This window comes from Rhodococcus oxybenzonivorans, from assembly GCF_003130705.1.
In the GTDB taxonomy this organism is placed as follows: Bacteria; Actinomycetota; Actinomycetes; order Mycobacteriales; family Mycobacteriaceae; genus Rhodococcus_F; species Rhodococcus_F oxybenzonivorans.
The window spans coordinates 4,753,030-4,773,696 of record NZ_CP021354.1 but is presented as its reverse complement, the minus strand read 5'-3'; the positions used below and the strand labels follow the sequence as shown (position 1 = coordinate 4,773,696).

Here is a 20,667-nt window from a genome sequence, read left to right as displayed (position 1 = left end):
CACAAGCGGTGCGAATTGTGCTCCCAGCACGCGCGGAATTCTCGGACTACCGCTCCGCCATATGGATGATGGAATGGTGACCCGTTATCCCGCTGCGCCGAAGCGTCGTTCTCGATGGCCCCGAACCCTGATCGCCTTTCTCGCGGCGCTGGTGGTCGTGACGGTTGCCTACGGTGCCTGCTCGCGTGAGCAGGAGCCGCGTGTCGCGATACCGGAGGGCATCCCGCCTGGTCCGGGTGCGCCCACTCCGCCGATCGACATCGAGGCGCCGGGACGTAGTGCCGACCAGCTGCGCGGTTGGTCGGCAGAGTTGACGGACGCCGTGGGTATCGGCACAACCGCACTCGAGGCGTACGGCTACGCCGCGGCCGTTCTCGCCGCCACCGCTCCCGAATGCGGGATCGGGTGGACCACTCTCGCCGGAATCGCGAGCGTGGAGAGCAGGCACGGCACCCATCGGGGTTCCTCCGTCGCTCCGACCGGGCAGGTGACCCCGGAAATCCGCGGCATTCCCCTCGACGGAGGCCCAGGTGTGGCGGAGATTCCCGACACCGACCGTGGCGAATGGGATGGCGACCCCGTGCACGACCGGGCTATGGGTCCGCTCCAGTTCATTCCGGAAACGTGGAAGAGATGGGGCGTCGACGCCAACGGTGACGGTGTGGCCGATGCCGACAACATCGACGACGCGGCCCTGACGGCAGCCCGCTACCTGTGCGCCCGCGGCGGTGACCTCACCGAACCGGAAGGGTGGCAGTCGGCGCTGATGGCGTACAACCTGTCCGGCGAGTACCTCACCCTCGTGCGTGACCGGGCGTCGGCGTACTCGGTGGGAGTCCGTCCGTAGGCTCGTTACCGGCCGGTCCATCAGGTGGGGATTCGAGCAGCACACCGGCGGATCTCGGTGACCGAGGCGCGCCATCCCGCGCCCCCTACGCTGTGCCGTTACGCTGTGTGCTGGCACGATCTGGTGTCCTGGCACCATCGGACCGTCGGTGCACAGTGCGAAGCCCATAGAAGGAGAGTCTGTAAGTGTCCATCATTGAGCAGGTCGGAGCCCGTGAAATCCTCGATTCCCGTGGCAATCCCACGGTGGAGGTCGAGGTGCTGCTCGACGACGGAAGTTTCGCTCGCGCCGCGGTCCCGTCGGGTGCATCCACCGGTGAGCACGAGGCCGTCGAGCTGCGCGACGGCGGCGACCGCTACAACGGCAAGGGCGTCGAGAAGGCAGTCGAGGCGGTCCTCAGCGAGATCGCCCCAGCCATCATCGGGATCGATGCCACCGAGCAGCGCACCGTCGATCAGGCCCTGCTCGACGCCGACGGCACCCCGGACAAGTCCCGCCTCGGCGCCAACGCGCTCCTCGGCGCCTCGCTGGCCGTGGCCCGCGCGGCTGCCGACTCGTCGGGTCTCGACCTCTTCCGCTATGTCGGCGGCCCCAACGCCCACGTGCTGCCGGTCCCGATGATGAACATTCTCAACGGCGGCGCACACGCCGACACGGGCGTCGATGTCCAGGAATTCATGGTCGCGCCGATCGGTGCCGCCACCTTCAAGGAGTCGCTGCGCTGGGGTGCCGAGGTCTACCACGCGCTCAAGGCGGTGCTGAAGGAGAAGGGTCTCGCCACCGGTCTCGGTGACGAAGGTGGCTTCGCCCCCGACGTCGCAGGCACCAAGGAAGCGCTCGATCTGATCAGCGTCGCCATCGGCAAGACCGGCCTGGTCCTGGGAACGGATGTGGCGCTGGCGCTCGACGTCGCCGCCACCGAGTTCTACACCGAGGGCACCGGCTACAAGTTCGAGGGCAGTAACCGCACCGCGGCGGAGATGGCGGACTTCTACGCGGAGCTGATCGACGCGTACCCGCTCGTCTCGATCGAGGATCCGCTGAGCGAGGACGACTGGGACGGCTGGGTCGCCCTGACCGATCAGATCGGCAACAAGGTTCAGCTCGTCGGCGACGACCTGTTCGTCACCAACCCCGAGCGGCTCGAAGAGGGCATCGTCAAGGGTGCCGCCAACGCGCTGCTGGTGAAGGTGAACCAGATCGGCACGCTCACCGAAACGCTCGACGCCGTCGACCTCGCGCACCGCAACGGCTACAAGACGATGATGAGCCACCGGTCCGGCGAGACCGAGGACACCACCATCGCCGACCTCGCCGTCGCCGTCGGCAGCGGTCAGATCAAGACCGGCGCCCCCGCCCGCAGCGAGCGCGTCGCCAAGTACAACCAGCTCCTGCGCATCGAGGAGAACCTCGGCGACGCCGCGCGTTACGCCGGCGAGGTCGCTTTCCCGCGGTTCGCCTACGAGGGCTGATTCTCGGCTGTCGAGTAAAGGGGTATCTGGGTAGTGGCACAACGCGGTAGGCCGCGGTCGTCCGGAGCAAGTCCGGGCGGCCGGGCCGCCGGGCGTGGTGAGCGGTCGCGGCCAACTCGGACCGACGGAGTCCCCGGTGGTGCACGGCGACCCCGCACCACCAAGTCCACTCCGCCGGGTTCCGCAGAAGGCAAGCCTGCAGCTCCCGACGGTGCCGACACCGGAAAAGTGCTGCCCGGTCGTGCACGTCCCCGCCGGGTCGGCGCGACCGGCGTGGCGGCCCGAATTCCCCGCTCCGAGCACACAATTTTCGGATTGTCGACCGGCCGCGCCCTGATCCTCGTCGTCGTCGTGCTCCTCCTCGCGCTTACTCTCGCGGTTCCGCTGCGGACATACCTCACCCAGCGAGGTGAGGCCGACCGGCTTGCCGCAGAACAGGTTCAGCTCGAGGAGGAGCTCGCCGAACTGCGTATTCTCGAGGAACGCTATTCAGACCCCGCCTACATCGAGGCGCAGGCACGCGGCCGGCTCCGCTGGGTCCGGCCCGGCGACACGCCGTACCAGGTGCAGCTGCCCGGCGACTACAAGGAACCGGAGAAACGGGAAGAGAAGGACGCCGAGATGGCGGGCCCCTGGTACTCCGACCTGTGGAAAACAGTGTCAGAACCTCCGGTAGCACCCGAGGTGCAGCCCACGCCGGCCCCCGCTCCCGTGCCCCCGCCGCCCGCACCGCTAGAACCAGGAGAACCCACCGGGTGACCACTTCGTCCGACCCGTCCCACCCCGTGTCGCAGGAAGACCTCGACGCCGTTGCCGCCCAGCTCGGGCGCGAACCGCGTGGAGTGCTCGACATCGCATACCGCAGCCCCGACGGTCGCCCCGGTGTCGTGAAGACGGCGCCGAAGCTTCCCGACGGCACCCCGTTCCCGACGCTGTACTACCTCACCGACCCGCGGCTGACCGCAGAGGCGAGCCGACAGGAATCGGCTGGCGTCATGCGTGAGATGACCGAGCGCCTCGCCTCCGATCCCGAGCTGGCGGCCGCCTACCGGCGGGCGCACGAGTCATATCTGGCGGAGCGTGACGCGATCGAATCGCTGGGAACCGACTTCACCGGCGGCGGTATGCCCGACCGCGTCAAGTGCCTGCACGTGCTGATGGCCCATTCGCTCGCAAAGGGTCCGGGGGTCAATCCGCTCGGCGACGAATCGGTCGCCCTCGCCGCGTCGGCTGCCGGTGGAAAGCTGAGGGGCACGGCCATTCCCGCGGACTGGCCGGGTATCGACGACCTCGAAAGTGCCGAACAGTGACGCGGGTAGCGGCCGTCGACTGCGGAACCAATTCGATTCGTCTACTCATCGCCGACATCGACATCGACACCGACGGCGCACTGCACGACGTGTGCCGAGAGATGCGCGTCGTCCGGCTCGGGCAGGGTGTCGACGCCACCGGTCGACTCGCACCCGAGGCCATCGAGCGCACGCGAATCGCACTCAGCGAATATGCAAGCCTGATCAGCGACGCAGGCGCGACAGCCGTCCGGATGGTCGCCACCTCCGCCACCCGGGACGCAACCAATCGAGAAGACTTCTTCTCGATGACCAGGGACGTGCTGGGGTCGGTGATCGCGGGCGCCGGAGCCGAGGTGATCACCGGGGACGAGGAAGCGCGGTTGTCGTTCAACGGTGCTGTGGGCGAACTCGACGCGGCGCAGGGTCCGTTCGTGGTGGTCGACCTAGGTGGCGGTTCCACCGAGGTGGTGCTCGGTGACGAGTCCGGCGTCCACGCGGCGTTCTCCACCGACATCGGCTGTGTGCGGATCACCGAGAGGTGTCTGCACGACGACCCGCCCACCGCCGAGCAGGTCGACGCGGCACGTAGCTTCGCGAAGGAGCGCCTCGACGAAGCATTCGCCCGTGTGCCCGTCGAGCAGGCCCGGACCTGGGTGGGCGTCGCAGGCACGATGACCACCATCGCCGCGCTGGCGAAGAAGCTGCCCGAGTACGACGCCGAGCAGGTCCACCTCTCCCGCGTCCCGCTACCCCGGCTGCGTGAAGTGTGCGAGTCACTGATCGCCATGACGCACGACGAGCGGGCCGCACTCGGGCCGATGCACCCAGGCCGGGTCGACGTCATCGGCGGCGGCGCGATCGTCACCCTCGCACTCGCCGAGGCGCTGGAACGCAAAGCCGGCATCGACGAACTCGTGGTCAGCGAGCACGACATCCTCGACGGAATCGCGATCTCCATCGGCTGAGCTAATCTGATCTGCGCAACGTCGCCGAGGCACCACCTCGGCGGCCAGCAGCCCCTATAGCCCAATTGGCAGAGGCAGCGGACTTAAAATCCGCACAGTGTCGGTTCGAGTCCGACTGGGGGCACCATGTAAGTGCTGGTCAGAGGTGTACGTTATGCATCGAGCCGCGGTGGTACGAGAAGGCGGAATTGTGTGTGGAAGGACCGCGCACGTCGGTTACCCGCCTGGGCATCGTGAGCCTGCGGTGAAGATGGTTCTCGATCACCTCGCGTGAGCGATTTCGATTATTCGGCCGGCCCCAATGCGTCGGCGAGCATGTGCATGGCCGCGGTGGTGGAAAGCGCACGTACGCTTGCGCGGTCGCCGGGAAGCCGGAGTGTACGGGTGACGGTCGGTCGCTCCGTGGAGGCGATCGCGAAGCAGACAGTGCCGACCGGTTTGAGGTCGGTGCCACCCCCTGGTCCTGCGATGCCACTGGTAGATACCGCGATGTCGACGCCCAGTCTGCTCAGCACGCCTTCTGCCATCATGGCCGCCACCCGCTCGCTCACGGCGCCGTGTTCTTCGATGGTCTCGGCGGAAACGTCCAGAAGATTCGACTTGACCTCGTTCGCGTAGGACACCACCGCGCCGATGACGTAGGCCGACGAGCCTGCGCGATCGGTGAGACGCGCGGCGATCATGCCACCCGTGCACGATTCTGCCGTGGCGATTTGATGGCCGGCCAACCGGTTCGCCACGATGTCGTCGATGGTGGACCCGTCAATCGAGAAGACCTGTGAACCGTGATGTTCGTCGATAAGACCTGCGAGTTCCGTGTATGCGGTTGCCGCCGACTCCGCGTAGCGCGTCACCATTTCGAGCTCTCCGAGCCGCAGGCAGGTGGTGATCTCGAGTTCGTCGAATCCCGTGATCTGGCGCTCTGCGGTCCGCAGTGTCGCGGCGAGGTCGGGTTCGGACAGACCGTACGCGCGGATGGTGTTTTGACGGATCTGCGCGCGCCGGGTCAAGACCTCGACGATCGGCGCGCTGTCGAGTGCCTTCGGCCACATCGTCTGCAGTTCACGAGGCGGGCCGGGCAGTATCAGGACAGCGGGCAGTGTCTCGGAGTCGTTGGCAGGTATCGCGACACCGGGGGCGGTTCCGGTCGGAGGAATGGAATGCGCGCCCTGCGGAACCATTGCCTGCTTGCGGATACCTGCCCGTAGTGGCTCGGAGTCGGTTGCAGCACTCAGTCGGCTTCGCCATCGCTGCACGATTGCGTGGATGCGTTGCTCGAGTTCCTCGTCGAGGTGTAATTCGCGGCCGTACAGAGCGGCAACGGTCGCCACGGTGAGATCGTCGGCGGTCGGACCCAAGCCCCCGGTCGTGACGATCAAGTCGACGTGCTGATCCGCGAGAAATTGTAGTTGTGCGGTCAGGTCATCGGGCCGGTCACCGCAGACCGTGATGTGTGCGACGTCCACTCCCATTTCGAGTAGCCGCTGGGCCACCCACGGGCCGTTCTTGTCGGTGACTCGACCGGCCAGGACTTCTGTACCCGTGACCACCACACCCGCTCGCACAGTCATTTCTCGACCATACTTGCGACCGACAATCGCCGCGGACAGCCGCACAGTTTGTTGCGCGAGGTGTCAGAAGTCGGTACGAACGGAGATGGATCGGCAGGGACGACCATGTACAAAATTAGTTGCGAATAAATAGATATCGAGTCCAGTGGAGTTCACGGGATCCACTTCCGGGGACTTGATCCGCACAGAGTCGGTTCGAGTCCGACTGGGAGCACAGTAAACGGCCAGGTCTCTGCGTAGACCGTCAGGCCCCTTGGTGGTGCGGGCTGACCCGTGCGGCGGGGGCGTTCTGGGCGATGCGGGCGCGGACGCGGGCGGTGGCCTGCCAGATTCGGGTGGTGTCGGTCACGCTGATGCACTGCACACCCTGCTCGCGGGCGTGCTCGATGGTCCGTGCGTCGTGCGGTGAGCCGGCGGCGTCGAGTACGTCGTCGGTAACGATCGCGCAGAGGATGGGGCCGTCGATGGTCCGGACCGGCTCGAATCCGTCCGCCACCAGCGACTGCTTGACCATCGCCCACTGCGACACCTCGTTGTATCCGGTGGGGTTCCCGATGAAGAGAACCTTGCGGGAGCGGCGGGCGCGGGCGGTATCGATATGAGTGACGGTCGACATGGCGGTGGGTTCCTGTCCGTTGCGGGATTCCATAGAGAGAATCCGCGTTCACACCTATTTCGTTACGCCCCACCCGGGAAATATCTGGCTCAGCCCGCTCACCAGCGGTTTGTTGATCGCATGTCAACTTCCGAACGGGTTCCCGGAGCCGCCGGACCCCGGCGTTCCGGTCACGGTGACGGCGACGGGCGTCGCGGTGCCGGCGGTCATCGGGGGAGTGGTACCCCACTGCTCGAACGCCGGCACGCTCGAGCAACTCCACTGCACCGTGTAGTCGCCGGGCTCGACGGCGGCCTCAAGGTCGACGTCGTCTCCGTCCATCACGATGGTGGGGCCGACGGTCGCCACAGCAACGGTGCCGTCTTCGGGTACGACGGCCATGATGCAGACGACGGCCCCGGGGGCGTCGTACCGCACTCCCATCACCACCGCATTGTCTTCTCCGACGATGTCGACGGTGACGTCGTCGGGTTCCGCGGACGCGGTCGGTGCTGCCAACAGGCCGAGGGCGGTGACGGCGGCGGCGATTCCTACGGATCGGGCGGCAAGAGGAACGTTCATCGGTGTGTCCTTCCGGAGAACTCGGTGACCGGGACGAGACGAGACGAGAACCACCGGGAGTATGTCATCTCGAATTCGGCTTCGCTGGATGTACGAACGACGGCACGTAACGTTCCGCGGAGGTTGACCGACCAATCGAGTAGCTGCGCCGTTCGTGCGTGGGTCCCGATACTGCTGAGGGTGACCTGGTGAAGACGCTGTCGATCGTGGTGCCTGTCGTGTTGCTCTGTCTCGTCGGCTGCAGTGGTCAGAACGATCCTCGCGCGATTCCCGCGGCCACAACCGCGGTGCCACCTCCGAGCTCCTCCGTCGCCGCCCCGATACAGCCCGCCCCGATACAGCCCGCCCCGGTGCAGCCCCCGGCTGCGGCCCTCCCGCCGACGCCGACATCGCTACCCGACAATGGGACCTTCAAGGTCGGCGCCGAAATTCAGCCCGGCGAGTACGTCGTCAGTCCGACTGCTTCGCACGGGTACTGGGAACGGTTGTCCTGCCTGACGGGCGACTTCGAGTGCATCATCGCGAATGGCATCGTGCAGGGCGACGGCTACCTGACGATTCTTCCCAGGTGACGTGGCGGTGACCGTTCAGAATGTGCGCCTCACTCCGAGCGCGAATCCGGCCAGAACCGGTGCGCCGCCGCCACAGTCGTCGGGGACAGACGGTCAGGGATTCGTGGGGGTGCCAGGTGCGCGCTGCAACTCGTCGAACCCGGCGGTGGCGCTCGGCCGCACCACCCAGTCGCTTGTCGTCATTTGTGAGACCGGCGTGGGCCGGCTGTACTACAAGGGTGTGCGACTGAGTGACGGGGCATCCGTCGAGATCGACGATCCCGTGCGCACCGCCACCGGTTTCGCGGTCCTCAATGCGGGTGTGCAGTATTCGCTGTCTCCGGCGGCTCTCGTCATCACCGAGGGGTCGAACCAACTCGCAAGCGAACCGATGCTGGAGTACTGGGCCGAGTAGGTGCGCTGAAGGCGTGTGTGGCAAGTGCGGTAGGTGAGCGGATCCCACCCCTGGGGTTGCTTAAAACAGTGCGCGGCAATCGGCACAGTTGTACCTGTCAGCAAGACACCTACCCGACATCTTCTGGAGACCGAATGATCAACACCCGCCGAACCATTGCCGCTCTCGCCTTCGCAGCCCTGCCGATCCTCGGCGCTCTGGGTGCGGCAACCACGGCCAATGCCGTCCCCGTCGACCCCAACAACGGCCCCGGAAAGGGGTGCCCCATCGTGCAGGACGACGCCAACGGCAACACCACCGTTATCGGTTACGCGAACCCGGGTGACCGCAACGGGGTGTTGGTCTGTGGCAAGGACGGCGAATGGTCCTTCGGGAAGGCGGGCACCTTCAACGGCGGACCCAGCCGGATCGACACCCAGCCGGGTCTCTCCGCGCAGTAGGTGCTTGCTCGCTACTTTTCGAGCTGTGCGGCGGCTGCCCGGCTGTCGAGGTCGTCGAGATGAATGAGGTCGCGGGGTGGTCGGTCGAGAACCACCTCGCGACTGACTGTGAGGTTCCGATCGACGTGCAGCAGCTCGCCCGGCCGTAGCGGGGTCCACCCCGGGTCCTCGTCCATCTGTTCGCTCGCGACGATCACCGCGGAATGCTGAGCGAGGTGCTCGGACCGGGCCCGGACTCGGCCTGAGCTACTGGTGTGTTGCAGATGCCTGCTTCCGCTCGGGCCGCCGGGTCGTCGTTCGAGAACGAGGAGGTCGTGTGTGTCCGGATAGCGCAGCGCCCAGAGTTCCTCCGGGGTGGTGAGCACCAGGTTGAGGGCGTAGACGGGCAGATTGCCCGCCACCCATTGCGCCGCTGTGCTGATCCCAGCCGTGACGTCGCCACCGTTCCGGTCGATGTGCCGGGTCACGAGGGCGAAGAAGCGCTCCGAATCGGTGTCACCTTCGACGAGGTCCAGGTCGGAGCCCAATTCGGTGTCGAGAGCCGCCAAGTTCCCGATCACGCCGTTGTGCGCAAAGATCCGGCCGCGCAGTGTGAACGGGTGTGTGTTCGCCGGTAACAGTTCGCCCGTGGTGGCGAATCGTATGTGCGCGACGAACGTACTCGAATACCGGTGCTTCACTTCCTGCGCGAACTCGGTGTCCTCGTAGGCGGCCAGCGGCTGTTTCTCCACCACGGGAGTGCCGTCTTCGGCGAACGTTCCCAGCCCGGTGCCGTCCGGTTCCCGGTGACTCTGCTGCGTCAGGCTGTCCGGCGCATCGAGCAACCAGAACGAAGCACGGACACGATGTGGAGCAGCGGACAGTCCGAACAACCGGCACATTGCGAGCAACCTTTCGGCAGGCAGCATCAACCGTTCCACGATAGGTCGTCCGGCGGTGTCGTCGTGGCGAAAGCCGGTACCGCGCTGGATCGGCGCTGCTTGTTTCCTCGGGTTCGTCACCCGCTGGTGGCCGACGCGTGCGCGTGGCAGTCGGGGCAGGTGCCCCAATAGAGAACCTCGGCTTCGTCGATGACGAAACCGTGGGTGGAATCGGGTGTAAGGCAGGGTGCTTCGCCTACGGAACAGTCGATGTCGCGTATCGAACCGCACTTTCGGCACACGACGTGGTGGTGGTTGTCACCGACTCTGGTCTCGTAGCGAGCCGGGGATCCGGGCGGTTCGATACGACGGATCAGCACGGCTTCGGTGAGGGCTCGCAAAACGTCGTATACAGCCTGGGTCGACACCGAACCCAGCTGGTTACGCACGCCGGTCGCGATGGTGTCGGCGTCCGAGTGCGGTTGCCGATGGACCTCGGTGAGGACCGCTACCCGGGGCGCCGTCACTCGCAGCGAAGCACCACGGAGCAGGCCGGCCAGCCGAGTGTGTGTGTCCACGATCACACTGCATCATCGTTTCTTGACGTAGTCAATAAAGCGAACGCTAATTTTCCAGAGGTGTGTCGCCTGCCAGCGCGGCGGCGAGGAAGTCGGAGGAAACTTCCGGCCAGTCGGTTGGCCAGCGTCCGCCCTGCTTGTCCGCCAGCAGGGCGGCAAGCGCAGGGGATCATTCGGGGACCCCCGTCGACGACATAGCGCACGAACCCGATTCGAGCGCAGGTCGAGACCACCTCGGCCAGAACCGGCTTGGCTTCGTCGACGTGGTCTGCCGCAACCAGGCACGCCACCAGAAGGCGCTTGGCCTGCAGTGTCGCCCTCGGCCTGTTCTGCGCTTCGACTCGGAGCACCCATGCTTCGGCGCGTTCGCATGCGATACCGGGCTGATCTGTCATTTGCCCGCGGATCGCGGTCGCATCGTCGAGCTGCGCGACTATCTCGGCATAACCGAAATCGGGTGGGGCGCATCGGCGTCGCAGGCGGTTGCGACTCTGGCGGAGACGGTGGAAGTCCGAGACGAGCCCGCTCGTTCTGAACCCTGGCCAGGAGTCGAGGAAGCCCCAGCGTAGTGGCCACCGTGGATCCTTCGTCCAGGTGCCGGGACGCAGAAGCGAAATCCCCGCGCCCGGCCTTCAACCGGGCTGATGTCACGAAGCGGGCGATCATGAAGTCGACCAGCCCACCCTCCCGGCCGAGCTCGTAGCTTTCGTCCAGCAGTCGCTCGGCCTCGTCGAGATGACCTTGCTCGTACAGCAATTCGCCGAGCAATGTTCCGGCAAGCCGTGCGGCGTGCGAGTGCTCACCGCTCGCTTTCGTCGCCACCTGCACGGCCAGCCGGAAATCCTCTTCGGCGGCAGCGATGTCGAGTTCCTCCATGGCGGCGAGGCCCGCGAAGCTGTAGCCGTACATCTGGTTGAACGCGCCGACGGTTTGCCGGTGGTAGGGGATTGCCCACTGCTGCAGGCGACGGGCCTCCCCGTACTCGAATCTGGCGATCGCGACGGCGGAGGCCAGATTGGCGGCTGCGGATACGATCCACGAGCGCAGGGCGTCCGGCCGTGCGAACACCTCGGCGATGAGATCGGGGACCTTGGCGACGCGATCCGCCGACACCTCGATGACGGCTCTGATGACGTCGCCCTCCAACCGGATGTCCGCGCGCTCGGACTCGCTCAGCGGGGAATGCTCGAGGGCGGCAGCAACGCGGGAGAGCGCGCGCAGTGTTTCCGGCGCCCGCTGGAGCAGGATGCTCGCCCACGCCACGGCGATCTGGATGCGAGGGCTGGACTCCACGACAGGGGGCGGCAGCTTCTCCACCAACCCCAGCAGGGCCACCATCCGGGAATGTTCGACCAGGCGCATTCCCTGCGTTTCGACGACGGTCACCGCCATGTCGAGATCGTCCGTCGCCAGGGCGTGATTGACGGCGTCGCTCACGTAGTGGTGGTCGGCGAACCATTGCGCGGCGGCGCGGTGCAATGCCGGAACTCGTTCAGGCTGATCACGTTCGAGGCGCCGGCGAAGGTACTCGGCGAACAGGTGATGGTATTCGAACCACTCCCGGTCGTCGTCGAGGCTCCTCAGGAACAGGTCCCGTGACTCGACCTGTTCGAGCAGGGCCTGCCCCCGCGGCACGTTCGCCAGCACCGACGCCAGGTCGCCGCAGACACGCTCGGTGATCGAGGTCGCGAGCATGAAGTCGAGTAGCGTGGGTTCGAGGGTGCTCAGGACGTTTTCGGCCAGGTACTCACCGATGGCGTGATGCCGCCCCGACATATGCCGGATGAGGTCGCCGGGATCGGATCGGTCGCGCAGCGACAGGGAGGCCAGTTGCAGTGCTGCGACCCATCCGTCCGTCGTCTCCTCCAACGCCTCGACGTCGGCGTCGGCGAGTTCGAGTCCGCCGATGTCGACGAGGAATCGCTGTGATTCACCGAGGTCGAAACGTAACGCCCTGCTGTCGATTTCCACGAGTTCGTCCCGGACGCGGAGCTTCGCCAGCGGAAGTCCTACCTGGGTGCGGCTCGTCACCACGATCTGAAGGTGGTGGCAACCATTCTCGAGGACGAAATCCATGGCCGCGATCGTTTTCGGGTCGGACACCCGGTGCCAGTCGTCGATGATCACCACCACGTGTCGCCGGCGTTCGTGGATCTGGTCGACGAGCGAAGTGAGCACGTACCGCTCGGCATCCTCGCCGTTCTCCTCGAGTGCCTGCCCCAGTTCGTCGGCGAGCGACGGATCGGCCCGGCGGATCGCCTCGACGAGGTGGGACAGGAACCACACGACGTTGTTGTCGTCGTTGTCCACAGTCAACCAGGCGACGACGGCGCCCTCACGGACGAGTTCGTCACGCCACTGCGCGGCAACCGTGCTCTTCCCGAACCCGGCGGGTGCATGGATCAACGCCAGACGTCGGCGGTGCCCTCGTCGAAGCATCTCGAGCGGCCGAGTCCGCGGAACCAGCAACCGCATCGGCGTTGGCGGACGGAAGCGAGCCGCGGCGCTGGGGGGTGTGGCGCCCGAGCGCCGGCGATAACTGCGCCCGCGTCCGGACACGGCCGACTGAGTGGTCGGGGTTGCCGACTGTTCCACACGCGGGAATTCGCCGACCGTGGAGGGCAGTGCCATCTCGTCGACGCCGAGATTGTGCCTGCGTTGCGCCTCCTGCAATTCTCGGCCGAAATCCGCTGCGCCCGCGGGACGATCGGCCGGATCGTCGGCCATGGCATGTTCGATCGCGGAGCACACGTCGTCCGGAACGTCTTCCCCCCGAAGATCCGGAACAGGTTGTGTGGCGATCCGCAGGAACTGCGCGACGAGCCTCTCGCCGCTGCGGCGCTCGAACGCAGCATGCCCCGTGAGAAGACAGAACAGTGCGGCGCCGAGGCTGTACACGTCCGACGCCACGGAAGGGGGCTCACCCCGGAGCACCTCGGGCGCGGTGTACGCGGGCGAACCGGTGATCATGCTCGACGTGGTTTCGAATCCGCCCGACACGCGGGCGATGCCGAAGTCGGTGAGCTGGGGTTCTCCGTAGCCGGTGAGCAGGATGTTGGCCGGCTTGACGTCCCGGTGCAGCGTCCCCGCGCGATGCGCCGTCTCGAGCGCCCCCGCCAATTTGATCCCGACGCGAAGCACCTCCGCCCAGGGCAGGGGTCCTTCGTGGCGTACCCAGGCCTCGAGTGAATCGCGCGGGTGGTACGGCATCACGATGTACGGCCTGCCGCTCGGGGTCACTCCCGATTGAAGGATGTCGACGACGTTGGGATGCCCGGACAGCTTGCCCATCGCGCGCTGCTCGCGCAGGAACCGCGCGCGATCTTCGTCTCTCAGGTCGGACGAGAGAACCTTGATGGCCACTGTGCGATCGAGGGCGCTCTGGAGGCAGCGGTAGACGACCCCGAACCCACCCCGGCCGATCTCCCGTGCATCGTCGAACCCTTCTGCCGACAGTTCTGCGACGATGTCGGTGACGGCGACCCGCGCCGTTGTTCGCGGATCCGAGTCGGTCGGCCCAGCTTCTCCTCCCGGGCCTCGTGGCACACTCATGACATCACCTTCTCGGTGCACTGACGCCAGCATATCGCGGTCGCACATTCCCGAGAGCGTGTTCGAGAGCGAGCGAACCTGAGGAGATTTCTACGTGACCGACACCGGAATTGCGGCACCCGACACGAACCCGGCCGCACGTATTTTCGCGACGCTTCTCGACGAGCGGATCAGTTGCCGGGCCTTTCTGCCCCGTCAGGTGCCGCGTCAGGTGATCGCGCGGATCCTCGAGTTGGCGCAGCAGACGCCGTCGTGGTGCAACACGCAGCCGTGGCAGGTAGCGATCACGGAAGGAGAAGGGACCGAACGGTTTCGTACGGGACTCGCAGAGTACGTGCGCAGCCATCCGCAAGAATCGGACTTCGACTTTCCCCGCGAGTACCGGGGCGAGCACAAGCTGCGTCGCCGGGAATGTGCCATGCAGCTGTATTCGAGTGTGGGCATAGCGCCCGGGGACCGGGCGGCCTCGGCCGAACAGACCATGAAGAATTTCGACCTCTTCGGGGCACCGCACGTCGCGATCGTCACCACCCATGAAGCTCTCGGAACGTACGGCGCCGTCGACTGCGGCCTGTACGTCGACAGCTTTCTCCTCGCGGCGCAGAGCCTCGGGGTCGCCACCATTCCCCAGGCGGCGCTCGCAGGAAGTTCGCCCTATATCCGCGACTTCTTCTCGCTGTCGGAGGAGCGCAAAGTCGTCTGCGGTGTCTCGTTCGGCTACGCCGACACCGAGAACCCGGTCAACCAATTCCGTACCCACCGCGAAAGCGTCGATAACGTGGTCGAGTGGGTGTCGCAGTAAGGTGCTCGACCGTGATTCACTGTTCGCTCTGTTGCGGCGCCGCCCCGACGTCGAGGCACCGAATCTGGTGGCCGTCGACGCCGCAGACCGCCTGATCCTCGACGAGGCCGCGACCGCTCTTTCGGACGCACCTGCGGGAAGCGTCGCCGTGATCGGGGACCACTACGGTGCGCTCACACTGAGCGCCGCGGTGACGCACGACTCCACCGGCATCCGGGTGTTCCAGGATCCGCTGACCGGGGAGCAGGCACTGGCCCGCAATGCCGAGGCGGCAGGTCTGACGTCGTGCTATCGGCAGTGCTCCCTCGGACAGGACCTACTCGAGGGTGTGCGCGTCGTCCTGCTGCAATTGCCGCGGAGCCTGAGCGAGCTCGCCGAGATCGCCGAGGCGATTGCGCGTCACGCCGACCCCGGCGTGGTGGTTTTCGCCGGCGGCCGGAACAAGCACATTTCCACCGGGATGAACGAGGTGCTCCACCGCTCGTTCGCGTCCGTGCGGGCAACGCTCGGGCGGCAGAAGTCGCGGGTGCTGATCGCGAGCGGTCCGGTGGCGTCTGCTCGGTCGAGTTTCCCGGTCACCGAACATATCGACGAGCTCGGCCTCGACGTCGTCTCCTACGGAGCCGCGTTCGCCGGTTCCACACTGGACATCGGGACCCGGTACCTCCTCGACTTCCTCCCGCGCGTGGACCCCGCCGCCGAGACCGCCGTCGACCTCGGCTGCGGCACCGGCATCCTGGCTGTCAGCCTCGCTCGGCTGCGGCCCGGCATCTCGGTCATCGCCACCGACCAGTCGGCGGCCGCGGTCGCATCCGCCTCGGCCACGGCCCGTGCCAACGGAGTCGCCGACCGGGTGAGCACACTGCGCGACGACGTGATGTCGACACTGCCCACCGGAAGTTGCGACGTCGTCCTCTGTAATCCGCCGTTCCACGTCGGCGCGGCCGTACACACCGGTGTTGCGCTGAAGATGTTCGCCGAAGCGGGACGGGTACTCCGTTCCGGTGGCGAAATGTGGACCGTGTACAACTCTCATCTCGGATATCGAGGCCGGCTGCAACGGCTGGTCGGGCGCACCGACGTGGTCGGCCGCAACGCCAAATTCACCGTGACCCGGTCGATCGCCTGATCGCCGCGTCGTCGGGCACTCGTCTGGCGGCCGCCACTGCGGCACCGGTAGAGTCCGAATTGTCCGACCCGAAGCGAAGAACGGGAACTCGCGGCGGGGTGCCGGACGTTCATCGTTATGAGAGAACCCGGATCTACCCGGCGAGCCACGAGAAGGGATGTGCACGGTGCGCACCACCAGTAACCCGGTGTTCCGTAACCTGCCCAAACAAGAGGGCAACGGCGGATACGCCTCGTTCGGATCTACGACGGCCGGCGCCGCGCAGGTCACGCAGCAGTTCGGTCAGCCTCAGTACACGCAGGCCGAGCCCTACCGCACGGGCCCCGACTACCGTTCGATGACCATCGACGATGTCGTCACGAAGACCGGGATCACACTCGGTGTGCTCTCGGTGACGGCGATCGTCTCCTACTTCCTGGTCAGCAACGATGCGGACCTGGCTGTTCCGTTCGTCATCGGTGGCGGCCTGGTCGGTCTCGTCCTCGTGCTGATCGCCACCTTCGGCCGCAAGATGGACAACCCGGCGATCGTGCTCGCCTACGCCGTCGCGGAGGGTCTGTTCCTCGGTGCGCTGTCGTTCATGTTCACCGACATCACGTTCGGTGGAGTCGGCGGTTCGGCGTTGATCGGCCAGGCAGTCCTCGGCACGTTCGGTGTGTTCTTCGGCATGCTCGTCGTCTACAAGACGGGCGCGATCCGAGTCACGCCCCGCCTGACGCGGATGATCATCGGCGCTCTCATCGGTGTCGTCGTCCTCGCCTTGGGCAACGTGATCGCCAGCTTCTTCATCGAAGGGGGGCTCGGACTGCGTGACGGCGGCACGATGGCCATCATCTTCAGCCTCGTGTGCATCGGTATCGCCGCCTTTAGCTTCCTGCTGGACTTCGACGCCGCTGACCAGCTGATCCGCGCTCAGGCGCCGGAGAAGGCCGCCTGGGGAGTCGCGTTCGGACTCACGGTCACCCTGGTGTGGCTGTACGTCGAGATCCTCCGCCTGCTGAGTTACTTCAACAACGACTAGGCGCTTCGCGCCCGTGAGTGGTTAACGAGTCTCTGCACTCGTCGACCACTCACGGGTGGCGGAGCCGCCTCAGCTCAGGCGTTCGAGGACCATGGCCATGCCCTGCCCTCCGCCGACGCACATGGTCTCGACGCCGAACGTCTTGTCCTGCTCACGCAGGTTGTTGAGCAGGGTGTTGGTGATGCGGGCACCGGTCATGCCGAACGGGTGACCGAGGGCGATGGCGCCACCGGAGATGTTCAGCTTGTCCTCGTCGATCTTCAGCTCACGGGCCGAACCGAGTACCTGGACCGCGAAGGCCTCGTTGATCTCGAACAGGTCGATGTCCGAAACACTCTTCCCGGCCAGTGCGAGCGCCTTCTTGACGGCCTCGATCGGCCCGAGACCCATGATCTCGGGCGACAGACCAGACACACCGGTCGACACGATGCGGGCCAGCGGAGTCAATCCAAGGGCCTTCGCCTTCGTGTCCGACATGATCACGAGCGCGGCGGCGCCGTCGTTGAGCGGGCACGCGTTGCCGGCGGTGACGGTGCCGTCCGGCCGGAACACCGGCTTCAGCTGACTGACGGCCTCGTAGGTGGTGCCGGCGCGCGGGCCGTCGTCGGTGCTGACGACGGTGCCGTCGGGAAGGGTGACCGGGGTGATCTCCCGCTCGAAGAATCCGTTCTTGATGGCCTCCTCCGCACGATTCTGCGACCGGACACCCCAGCGGTCCTGCTCCTCACGGCTGATGCCGGTGGCGGATGCCACGTTCTCGGCGGTCTGACCCATCGCGATGTAGACGTCGGGCAGCAGGTCGTCCTCACGCGGATCGGTCCAGGCGACGCCACCCTCGGCGAGCTTGCCGGTCCGGGCCTCGGCGTCGGCGAACTTGGGGTTCTTCGTGTTGGGCAGACCGTCGGCGTTGCCGGTGACGAAGCTCGACACCGACTCGACACCGCCCGAGATGAAGACATCGCCCTCGCCGGCCTTGATCGCGTGCAGCGCCATGCGGGTGGTCTGCAGCGAGGACGAACAGTACCGGTTGACGGTCACACCGGGCAGGAAGTCGTAGCCCAGCTGCACGGCGACGACGCGCGCGATGTTGAACCCGGACTGCCCGGCCGGCTGGCCGCAGCCCAGGAGCAGGTCGTCGATCTCGGTGGGATCGAGTTCGGGGACCTTCGCCAGCGCCGCTGCAACCATCTGCGTCGTCAGATCATCCGGGCGGATCGACTTCAGTGAGCCCTTCATGGCCCGACCGATCGGTGAACGTACTGCAGAGACGATTACTGCCTCGGGCATCGATAACTCCTTTGTCGGCTGCGGAGGTCTGCACTGTGTTGCAGGCCACCGATTTCATGGCTGTTCAGACAACCTACGTCGTCGCGTCCGTGCGCGGATATCTCCGTCTCACTGGGCGGCCTTCCGGGCGCGCGACGCCGACGCCTCCTCGATTCCGAGAAGGTCGTCGAGGCGGCCCGTCGCACGGCGTCGCGCGGCACGTCGCCACAGAAAGCGATTGAGCGAGGCGAGTGTTCGCGTCGAGAACTTGCGTGCCTCGGCTGCTTCCGAGACCTCGGGCAGGTCCGGGAGAGGGCCGCCGTGCCACATGCCCAGTGCTGTGGCGAGGACGGGCACGATCTGCATTGCCGCCAGTTCGTATCCCGCAGCAGAAGGATGGAAGTGGTCGGCCGAGAACATTCGGTCGGGGGCAGCCAGGAATTCGCGCGCCAGCAAATCGGCCAGCGCAACCGGATGTCCCCCCGCCGCGGTGACCGCGACCGCCTGCGCCCTCGCCAGACGCAGGCCCCACGTGCGGACGACGGTGCGCAGGGGCTGCGGTATGGCTGTGACGACTCCCAGGTCGGGGCACGTCCCGACGACAACGGCGCAGTCGTGCTCCCTCAATCGGGCGACGGCCTCGCCCAGCCTGCGGGCCGAGGCGCGGATCGAGTTCTTCGCTGTGACATCGTTGGCTCCGACGAGAATGACGGCGGCGTCAGGAGGCGGCCCCGCCACGAACATCGCGTCAACCTGGCCACTGAGTCCCCGCGAGGTGGCACCGCCGATTGCTTTGGTGCTCAGCCGAACCCGCTTACCCGTCTCGTCGGCGAGGCGGCGGGCGATCTGCACGCCGGGCACTTCCTCCGCCGTCAGGCAGCCCACGCCTGCAGCGGTCGAGTCGCCGAAAATCATCAGGTGCAGGTCGAACGGTGTGCCGCGACGCCAGCGTTCCACGGCCGCGCTGCCAGGGGCGTACACGCCGTCGGCCTCCGGCGGTTTCGCGACGTTGCGTCCGATGACGCCTCTCGCCGCCGTCGCCTGCGACATGAGGTACGAGTACGCCACCCATGACAGTGTTCCTGCGCTCGATCCCGCTACTACCGCCGTGGCGCCGGCCTTCACTCCGGCCTGCCAGGTGCTCTTCGGCACTGCACTCACCTTTCCGCTACCTGGTGTGTTTCTCACGGGTTCCGGCGGACTGCGTCCGTACCAATCTAGCCGCGTCCGATGCCCCGTGCCGGACGTCTGTGAGCATCCGATTTGCGCATCTGGGACCATGGAGTCATGCGCATCGCGGAACACGTCGTCGACCTGATCGGCAACACCCCTCTCGTCAAGCTCACTTCGGTTATCGGCGGCGAACACGGGACCGTTGCAGCCAAGCTCGAGTACCTGAACCCCGGCGGAAGCTCGAAGGACCGCATCGCGGTCAAGATGATCGACGCCGCCGAGGCGTCCGGCGAGCTGAAGCCGGGCGGAACCATCGTCGAACCCACGTCCGGCAACACCGGCGTCGGGCTGGCCCTGGTTGCACAGAAACGTGGGTACAAGTGCGTGTTCGTGTGCCCCGACAAGGTCGGCGAAGACAAGCGCAACGTCCTCAAAGCCTACGGTGCCGAGGTAGTGGTGTGCCCGACCGCGGTCGCGCCGGAACACCCCGACAGCTACTACAGCGTGTCCGACCGCCTCGCCCGCGACATCCCCGGCGCGTGGAAGCCGAACCAGTACGCCAACCCGGGCGGTCCGCAGAGCCATTACGAGACCACCGGACCGGAAATCTGGGCCGACACCGACGGAAAGATCACCCACTTCGTCGCGGGCGTCGGCACCGGCGGCACCATCACCGGCACCGGCCGCTACCTCAAGGAGGTGTCGGGCGGGAAGGTCAAGATCATCGGCGCCGACCCCGAGGGCTCCGTGTACTCCGGCGGCACCGGCCGTCCCTACCTCGTCGAAGGAGTCGGCGAGGACTTCTGGCCGAGCGCCTACGACCCGTCCATCCCCGACGAAATCATCGCCGTCTCCGATGCCGACTCCTTCGAGATGACACGCCGACTCGCGCGTGAAGAAGGCCTGCTGGTCGGCGGATCGTGCGGAATGGCCGTCGTCGCCGCACTCGAGGTCGCCAAACGTGAGGGTCCCGACGCGGTGATCGTCGTTCTCCTTCCCGACGGCGGACGCGGCTACCTGTCCAAGATCTTCAACGACAAGTGGATGGCCTCCTACGGCTTCCTCCGCACCCCGCTCGACGGCAAGCCGGACGAGAAGACGGTCGGCGACGTGCTGCGCGGCAAGTCCGGCGAGCTCCCAGACCTCGTCCACACGCACCCGTCCGAGACGCTGCGCGACGCCATCGAGATCCTCCGCGAGTACGGGGTGTCTCAGATGCCCGTCGTCGGGGCCGAGCCGCCCGTCATGGCCGGTGAGGTCGCGGGAAGTGTGACGGAGCGCGACCTTCTCAGCGCCGTCTTCGAGGGCCGTGCCCACCTCGCCGACCCGGTCGAGAAGCACATGAGCAAGCCTTTTCCGCTCATCGGTTCGGGGGAGCCGGTGTCGGCCGCGACGAAGGCGCTGGGGGATACCGACGCGCTGATGGTGGTGGACGACGGTAAGCCGGCCGGCGTCATCACTCGCCACGACCTGCTCGGGTTCCTCAGCGCCGGGTCCTAGGGCGAGACATCTGGACGGGCCGCTCGCCGGACGCGGGTGGCCCGTTCCACATCCGA

19 protein-coding genes, 1 tRNA gene and 1 pseudogene are annotated in these 20,667 nt (G+C 66.4%); 13 read left to right on the top strand and 8 right to left on the bottom strand.

Annotated features, from left to right (window positions below):
- The first annotated feature begins 76 nt into the window (after positions 1 to 76).
- From CBI38_RS22315 to CBI38_RS22290, 6 genes are all read left to right on the top strand, one after another.
- Positions 77 to 847, top strand: a complete 771-nt coding sequence (locus CBI38_RS22315; RefSeq protein ID WP_109335274.1) for a lytic transglycosylase domain-containing protein — start codon at positions 77 to 79, stop codon at positions 845 to 847.
- Positions 848 to 1,032: 185 nt separating this feature from the next.
- The gene (gene eno / locus CBI38_RS22310; RefSeq protein WP_109332263.1) at positions 1,033 to 2,319 is read left to right on the top strand and encodes a phosphopyruvate hydratase; all 1,287 of its coding nucleotides are present in this window, start codon (positions 1,033 to 1,035) and stop codon (positions 2,317 to 2,319) included.
- Positions 2,320 to 2,352: 33 nt separating this feature from the next.
- Positions 2,353 to 3,078 carry an FtsB family cell division protein gene (locus CBI38_RS22305; protein WP_109332262.1) on the top strand — a complete coding sequence of 242 codons (726 nt, stop codon included), beginning with the start codon at positions 2,353 to 2,355 and terminating at the stop codon, positions 3,076 to 3,078.
- Entirely contained in the window at positions 3,075 to 3,629 is a 555-nt protein-coding gene (locus CBI38_RS22300) for a DUF501 domain-containing protein (protein ID WP_109332261.1), read from the top strand. Before CBI38_RS22305 ends, CBI38_RS22300 begins: the two co-directional genes overlap by 4 nt.
- Positions 3,626 to 4,576, top strand: a complete 951-nt coding sequence (locus tag CBI38_RS22295) for a Ppx/GppA phosphatase family protein (RefSeq protein ID WP_109332260.1) — start codon at positions 3,626 to 3,628, stop codon at positions 4,574 to 4,576. Before CBI38_RS22300 ends, CBI38_RS22295 begins: the two co-directional genes overlap by 4 nt.
- Before the next feature lie 50 nt (positions 4,577 to 4,626).
- Positions 4,627 to 4,703 (top strand) — tRNA-Leu (locus CBI38_RS22290).
- Positions 4,704 to 4,860: 157 nt separating this feature from the next.
- Here the strand turns inward: CBI38_RS22290 and CBI38_RS22285 are convergent.
- The 3 genes from CBI38_RS22285 to CBI38_RS22275 all read right to left on the bottom strand — a co-directional run bounded on the left by CBI38_RS22285 (position 4,861) and on the right by CBI38_RS22275 (position 7,324).
- Positions 4,861 to 6,147, bottom strand: coding sequence for a competence/damage-inducible protein A (locus CBI38_RS22285; RefSeq protein WP_109332258.1), 1,287 nt, complete (start codon positions 6,145 to 6,147; stop codon positions 4,861 to 4,863).
- Between the two features lie 244 nt (positions 6,148 to 6,391).
- On the bottom strand, positions 6,392 to 6,763 hold the full coding sequence (locus CBI38_RS22280) for a hypothetical protein (RefSeq protein ID WP_109335273.1): 372 nt from the start codon (positions 6,761 to 6,763) through the stop codon (positions 6,392 to 6,394).
- Between the two features lie 123 nt (positions 6,764 to 6,886).
- Positions 6,887 to 7,324, bottom strand: coding sequence for a hypothetical protein (locus CBI38_RS22275; RefSeq protein ID WP_109332257.1), 438 nt, complete (start codon positions 7,322 to 7,324; stop codon positions 6,887 to 6,889).
- Between the two features lie 188 nt (positions 7,325 to 7,512).
- On the opposite strand from CBI38_RS22275, the gene CBI38_RS22270 reads away from it, so the two are divergent.
- The 3 genes from CBI38_RS22270 (at position 7,513) to CBI38_RS22260 (ending at position 8,730) form a co-directional block, all read left to right on the top strand.
- On the top strand, positions 7,513 to 7,896 hold the full coding sequence (locus CBI38_RS22270; protein WP_162603264.1) for a hypothetical protein: 384 nt from the start codon (positions 7,513 to 7,515) through the stop codon (positions 7,894 to 7,896).
- Positions 7,897 to 7,903: 7 nt separating this feature from the next.
- Positions 7,904 to 8,290 (top strand): hypothetical protein, encoded by a 387-nt coding sequence (locus CBI38_RS22265; RefSeq protein ID WP_162603263.1) that lies wholly within the window; start codon positions 7,904 to 7,906, stop codon positions 8,288 to 8,290.
- A gap of 134 nt (positions 8,291 to 8,424) precedes the next feature.
- Complete coding sequence (locus tag CBI38_RS22260) at positions 8,425 to 8,730, top strand: hypothetical protein (protein ID WP_109332254.1); 306 nt, start codon at positions 8,425 to 8,427, stop codon at positions 8,728 to 8,730.
- An 11-nt stretch (positions 8,731 to 8,741) separates the two neighbouring features.
- Here the strand turns inward: CBI38_RS22260 and CBI38_RS22255 are convergent, their stop codons facing one another.
- From CBI38_RS22255 to CBI38_RS22245, 3 genes and pseudogenes are all read right to left on the bottom strand, one after another.
- Complete coding sequence (locus tag CBI38_RS22255) at positions 8,742 to 9,611, bottom strand: class II glutamine amidotransferase (RefSeq protein ID WP_109335272.1); 870 nt, start codon at positions 9,609 to 9,611, stop codon at positions 8,742 to 8,744.
- Positions 9,612 to 9,727: 116 nt separating this feature from the next.
- Positions 9,728 to 10,168, bottom strand: a complete 441-nt coding sequence (locus tag CBI38_RS22250) for a Fur family transcriptional regulator (RefSeq protein ID WP_204164795.1) — start codon at positions 10,166 to 10,168, stop codon at positions 9,728 to 9,730.
- Between the two features lie 46 nt (positions 10,169 to 10,214).
- Positions 10,215 to 13,720 (bottom strand): annotated as a pseudogene (locus CBI38_RS22245) (protein kinase domain-containing protein).
- A 94-nt stretch (positions 13,721 to 13,814) separates the two neighbouring features.
- On the opposite strand from CBI38_RS22245, the gene CBI38_RS22240 reads away from it, so the two are divergent.
- The 3 genes from CBI38_RS22240 to CBI38_RS22230 all read left to right on the top strand — a co-directional run bounded on the left by CBI38_RS22240 (position 13,815) and on the right by CBI38_RS22230 (position 16,672).
- On the top strand, positions 13,815 to 14,522 hold the full coding sequence (locus tag CBI38_RS22240) for a nitroreductase (RefSeq protein ID WP_109332253.1): 708 nt from the start codon (positions 13,815 to 13,817) through the stop codon (positions 14,520 to 14,522).
- 1 nt (position 14,523) lies between these two features.
- A complete protein-coding gene (locus tag CBI38_RS22235; protein ID WP_109332252.1) occupies positions 14,524 to 15,651 on the top strand; it encodes a class I SAM-dependent methyltransferase in 1,128 nt (375 codons plus the stop codon).
- 166 nt (positions 15,652 to 15,817) lie between these two features.
- Entirely contained in the window at positions 15,818 to 16,672 is an 855-nt protein-coding gene (locus tag CBI38_RS22230; protein ID WP_204164794.1) for a Bax inhibitor-1/YccA family protein, read from the top strand.
- A gap of 69 nt (positions 16,673 to 16,741) precedes the next feature.
- On the opposite strand, the gene CBI38_RS22225 is transcribed toward CBI38_RS22230, so the two are convergent.
- Both CBI38_RS22225 and CBI38_RS22220 read right to left on the bottom strand, forming a co-directional pair.
- A complete protein-coding gene (locus CBI38_RS22225) occupies positions 16,742 to 17,959 on the bottom strand; it encodes an acetyl-CoA C-acetyltransferase (RefSeq protein WP_109332250.1) in 1,218 nt (405 codons plus the stop codon).
- A gap of 108 nt (positions 17,960 to 18,067) precedes the next feature.
- Positions 18,068 to 19,090: an SGNH/GDSL hydrolase family protein gene (locus CBI38_RS22220; protein ID WP_204164793.1), complete on the bottom strand. Its 1,023-nt coding sequence runs from the start codon at positions 19,088 to 19,090 to the stop codon at positions 18,068 to 18,070.
- Positions 19,091 to 19,225: 135 nt separating this feature from the next.
- Between CBI38_RS22220 and CBI38_RS22215 the strand changes: the two genes are divergently transcribed.
- Positions 19,226 to 20,611 (top strand): cystathionine beta-synthase, encoded by a 1,386-nt coding sequence (locus CBI38_RS22215; RefSeq protein ID WP_109332248.1) that lies wholly within the window; start codon positions 19,226 to 19,228, stop codon positions 20,609 to 20,611.
- Positions 20,612 to 20,667 lie beyond the last annotated feature (56 nt).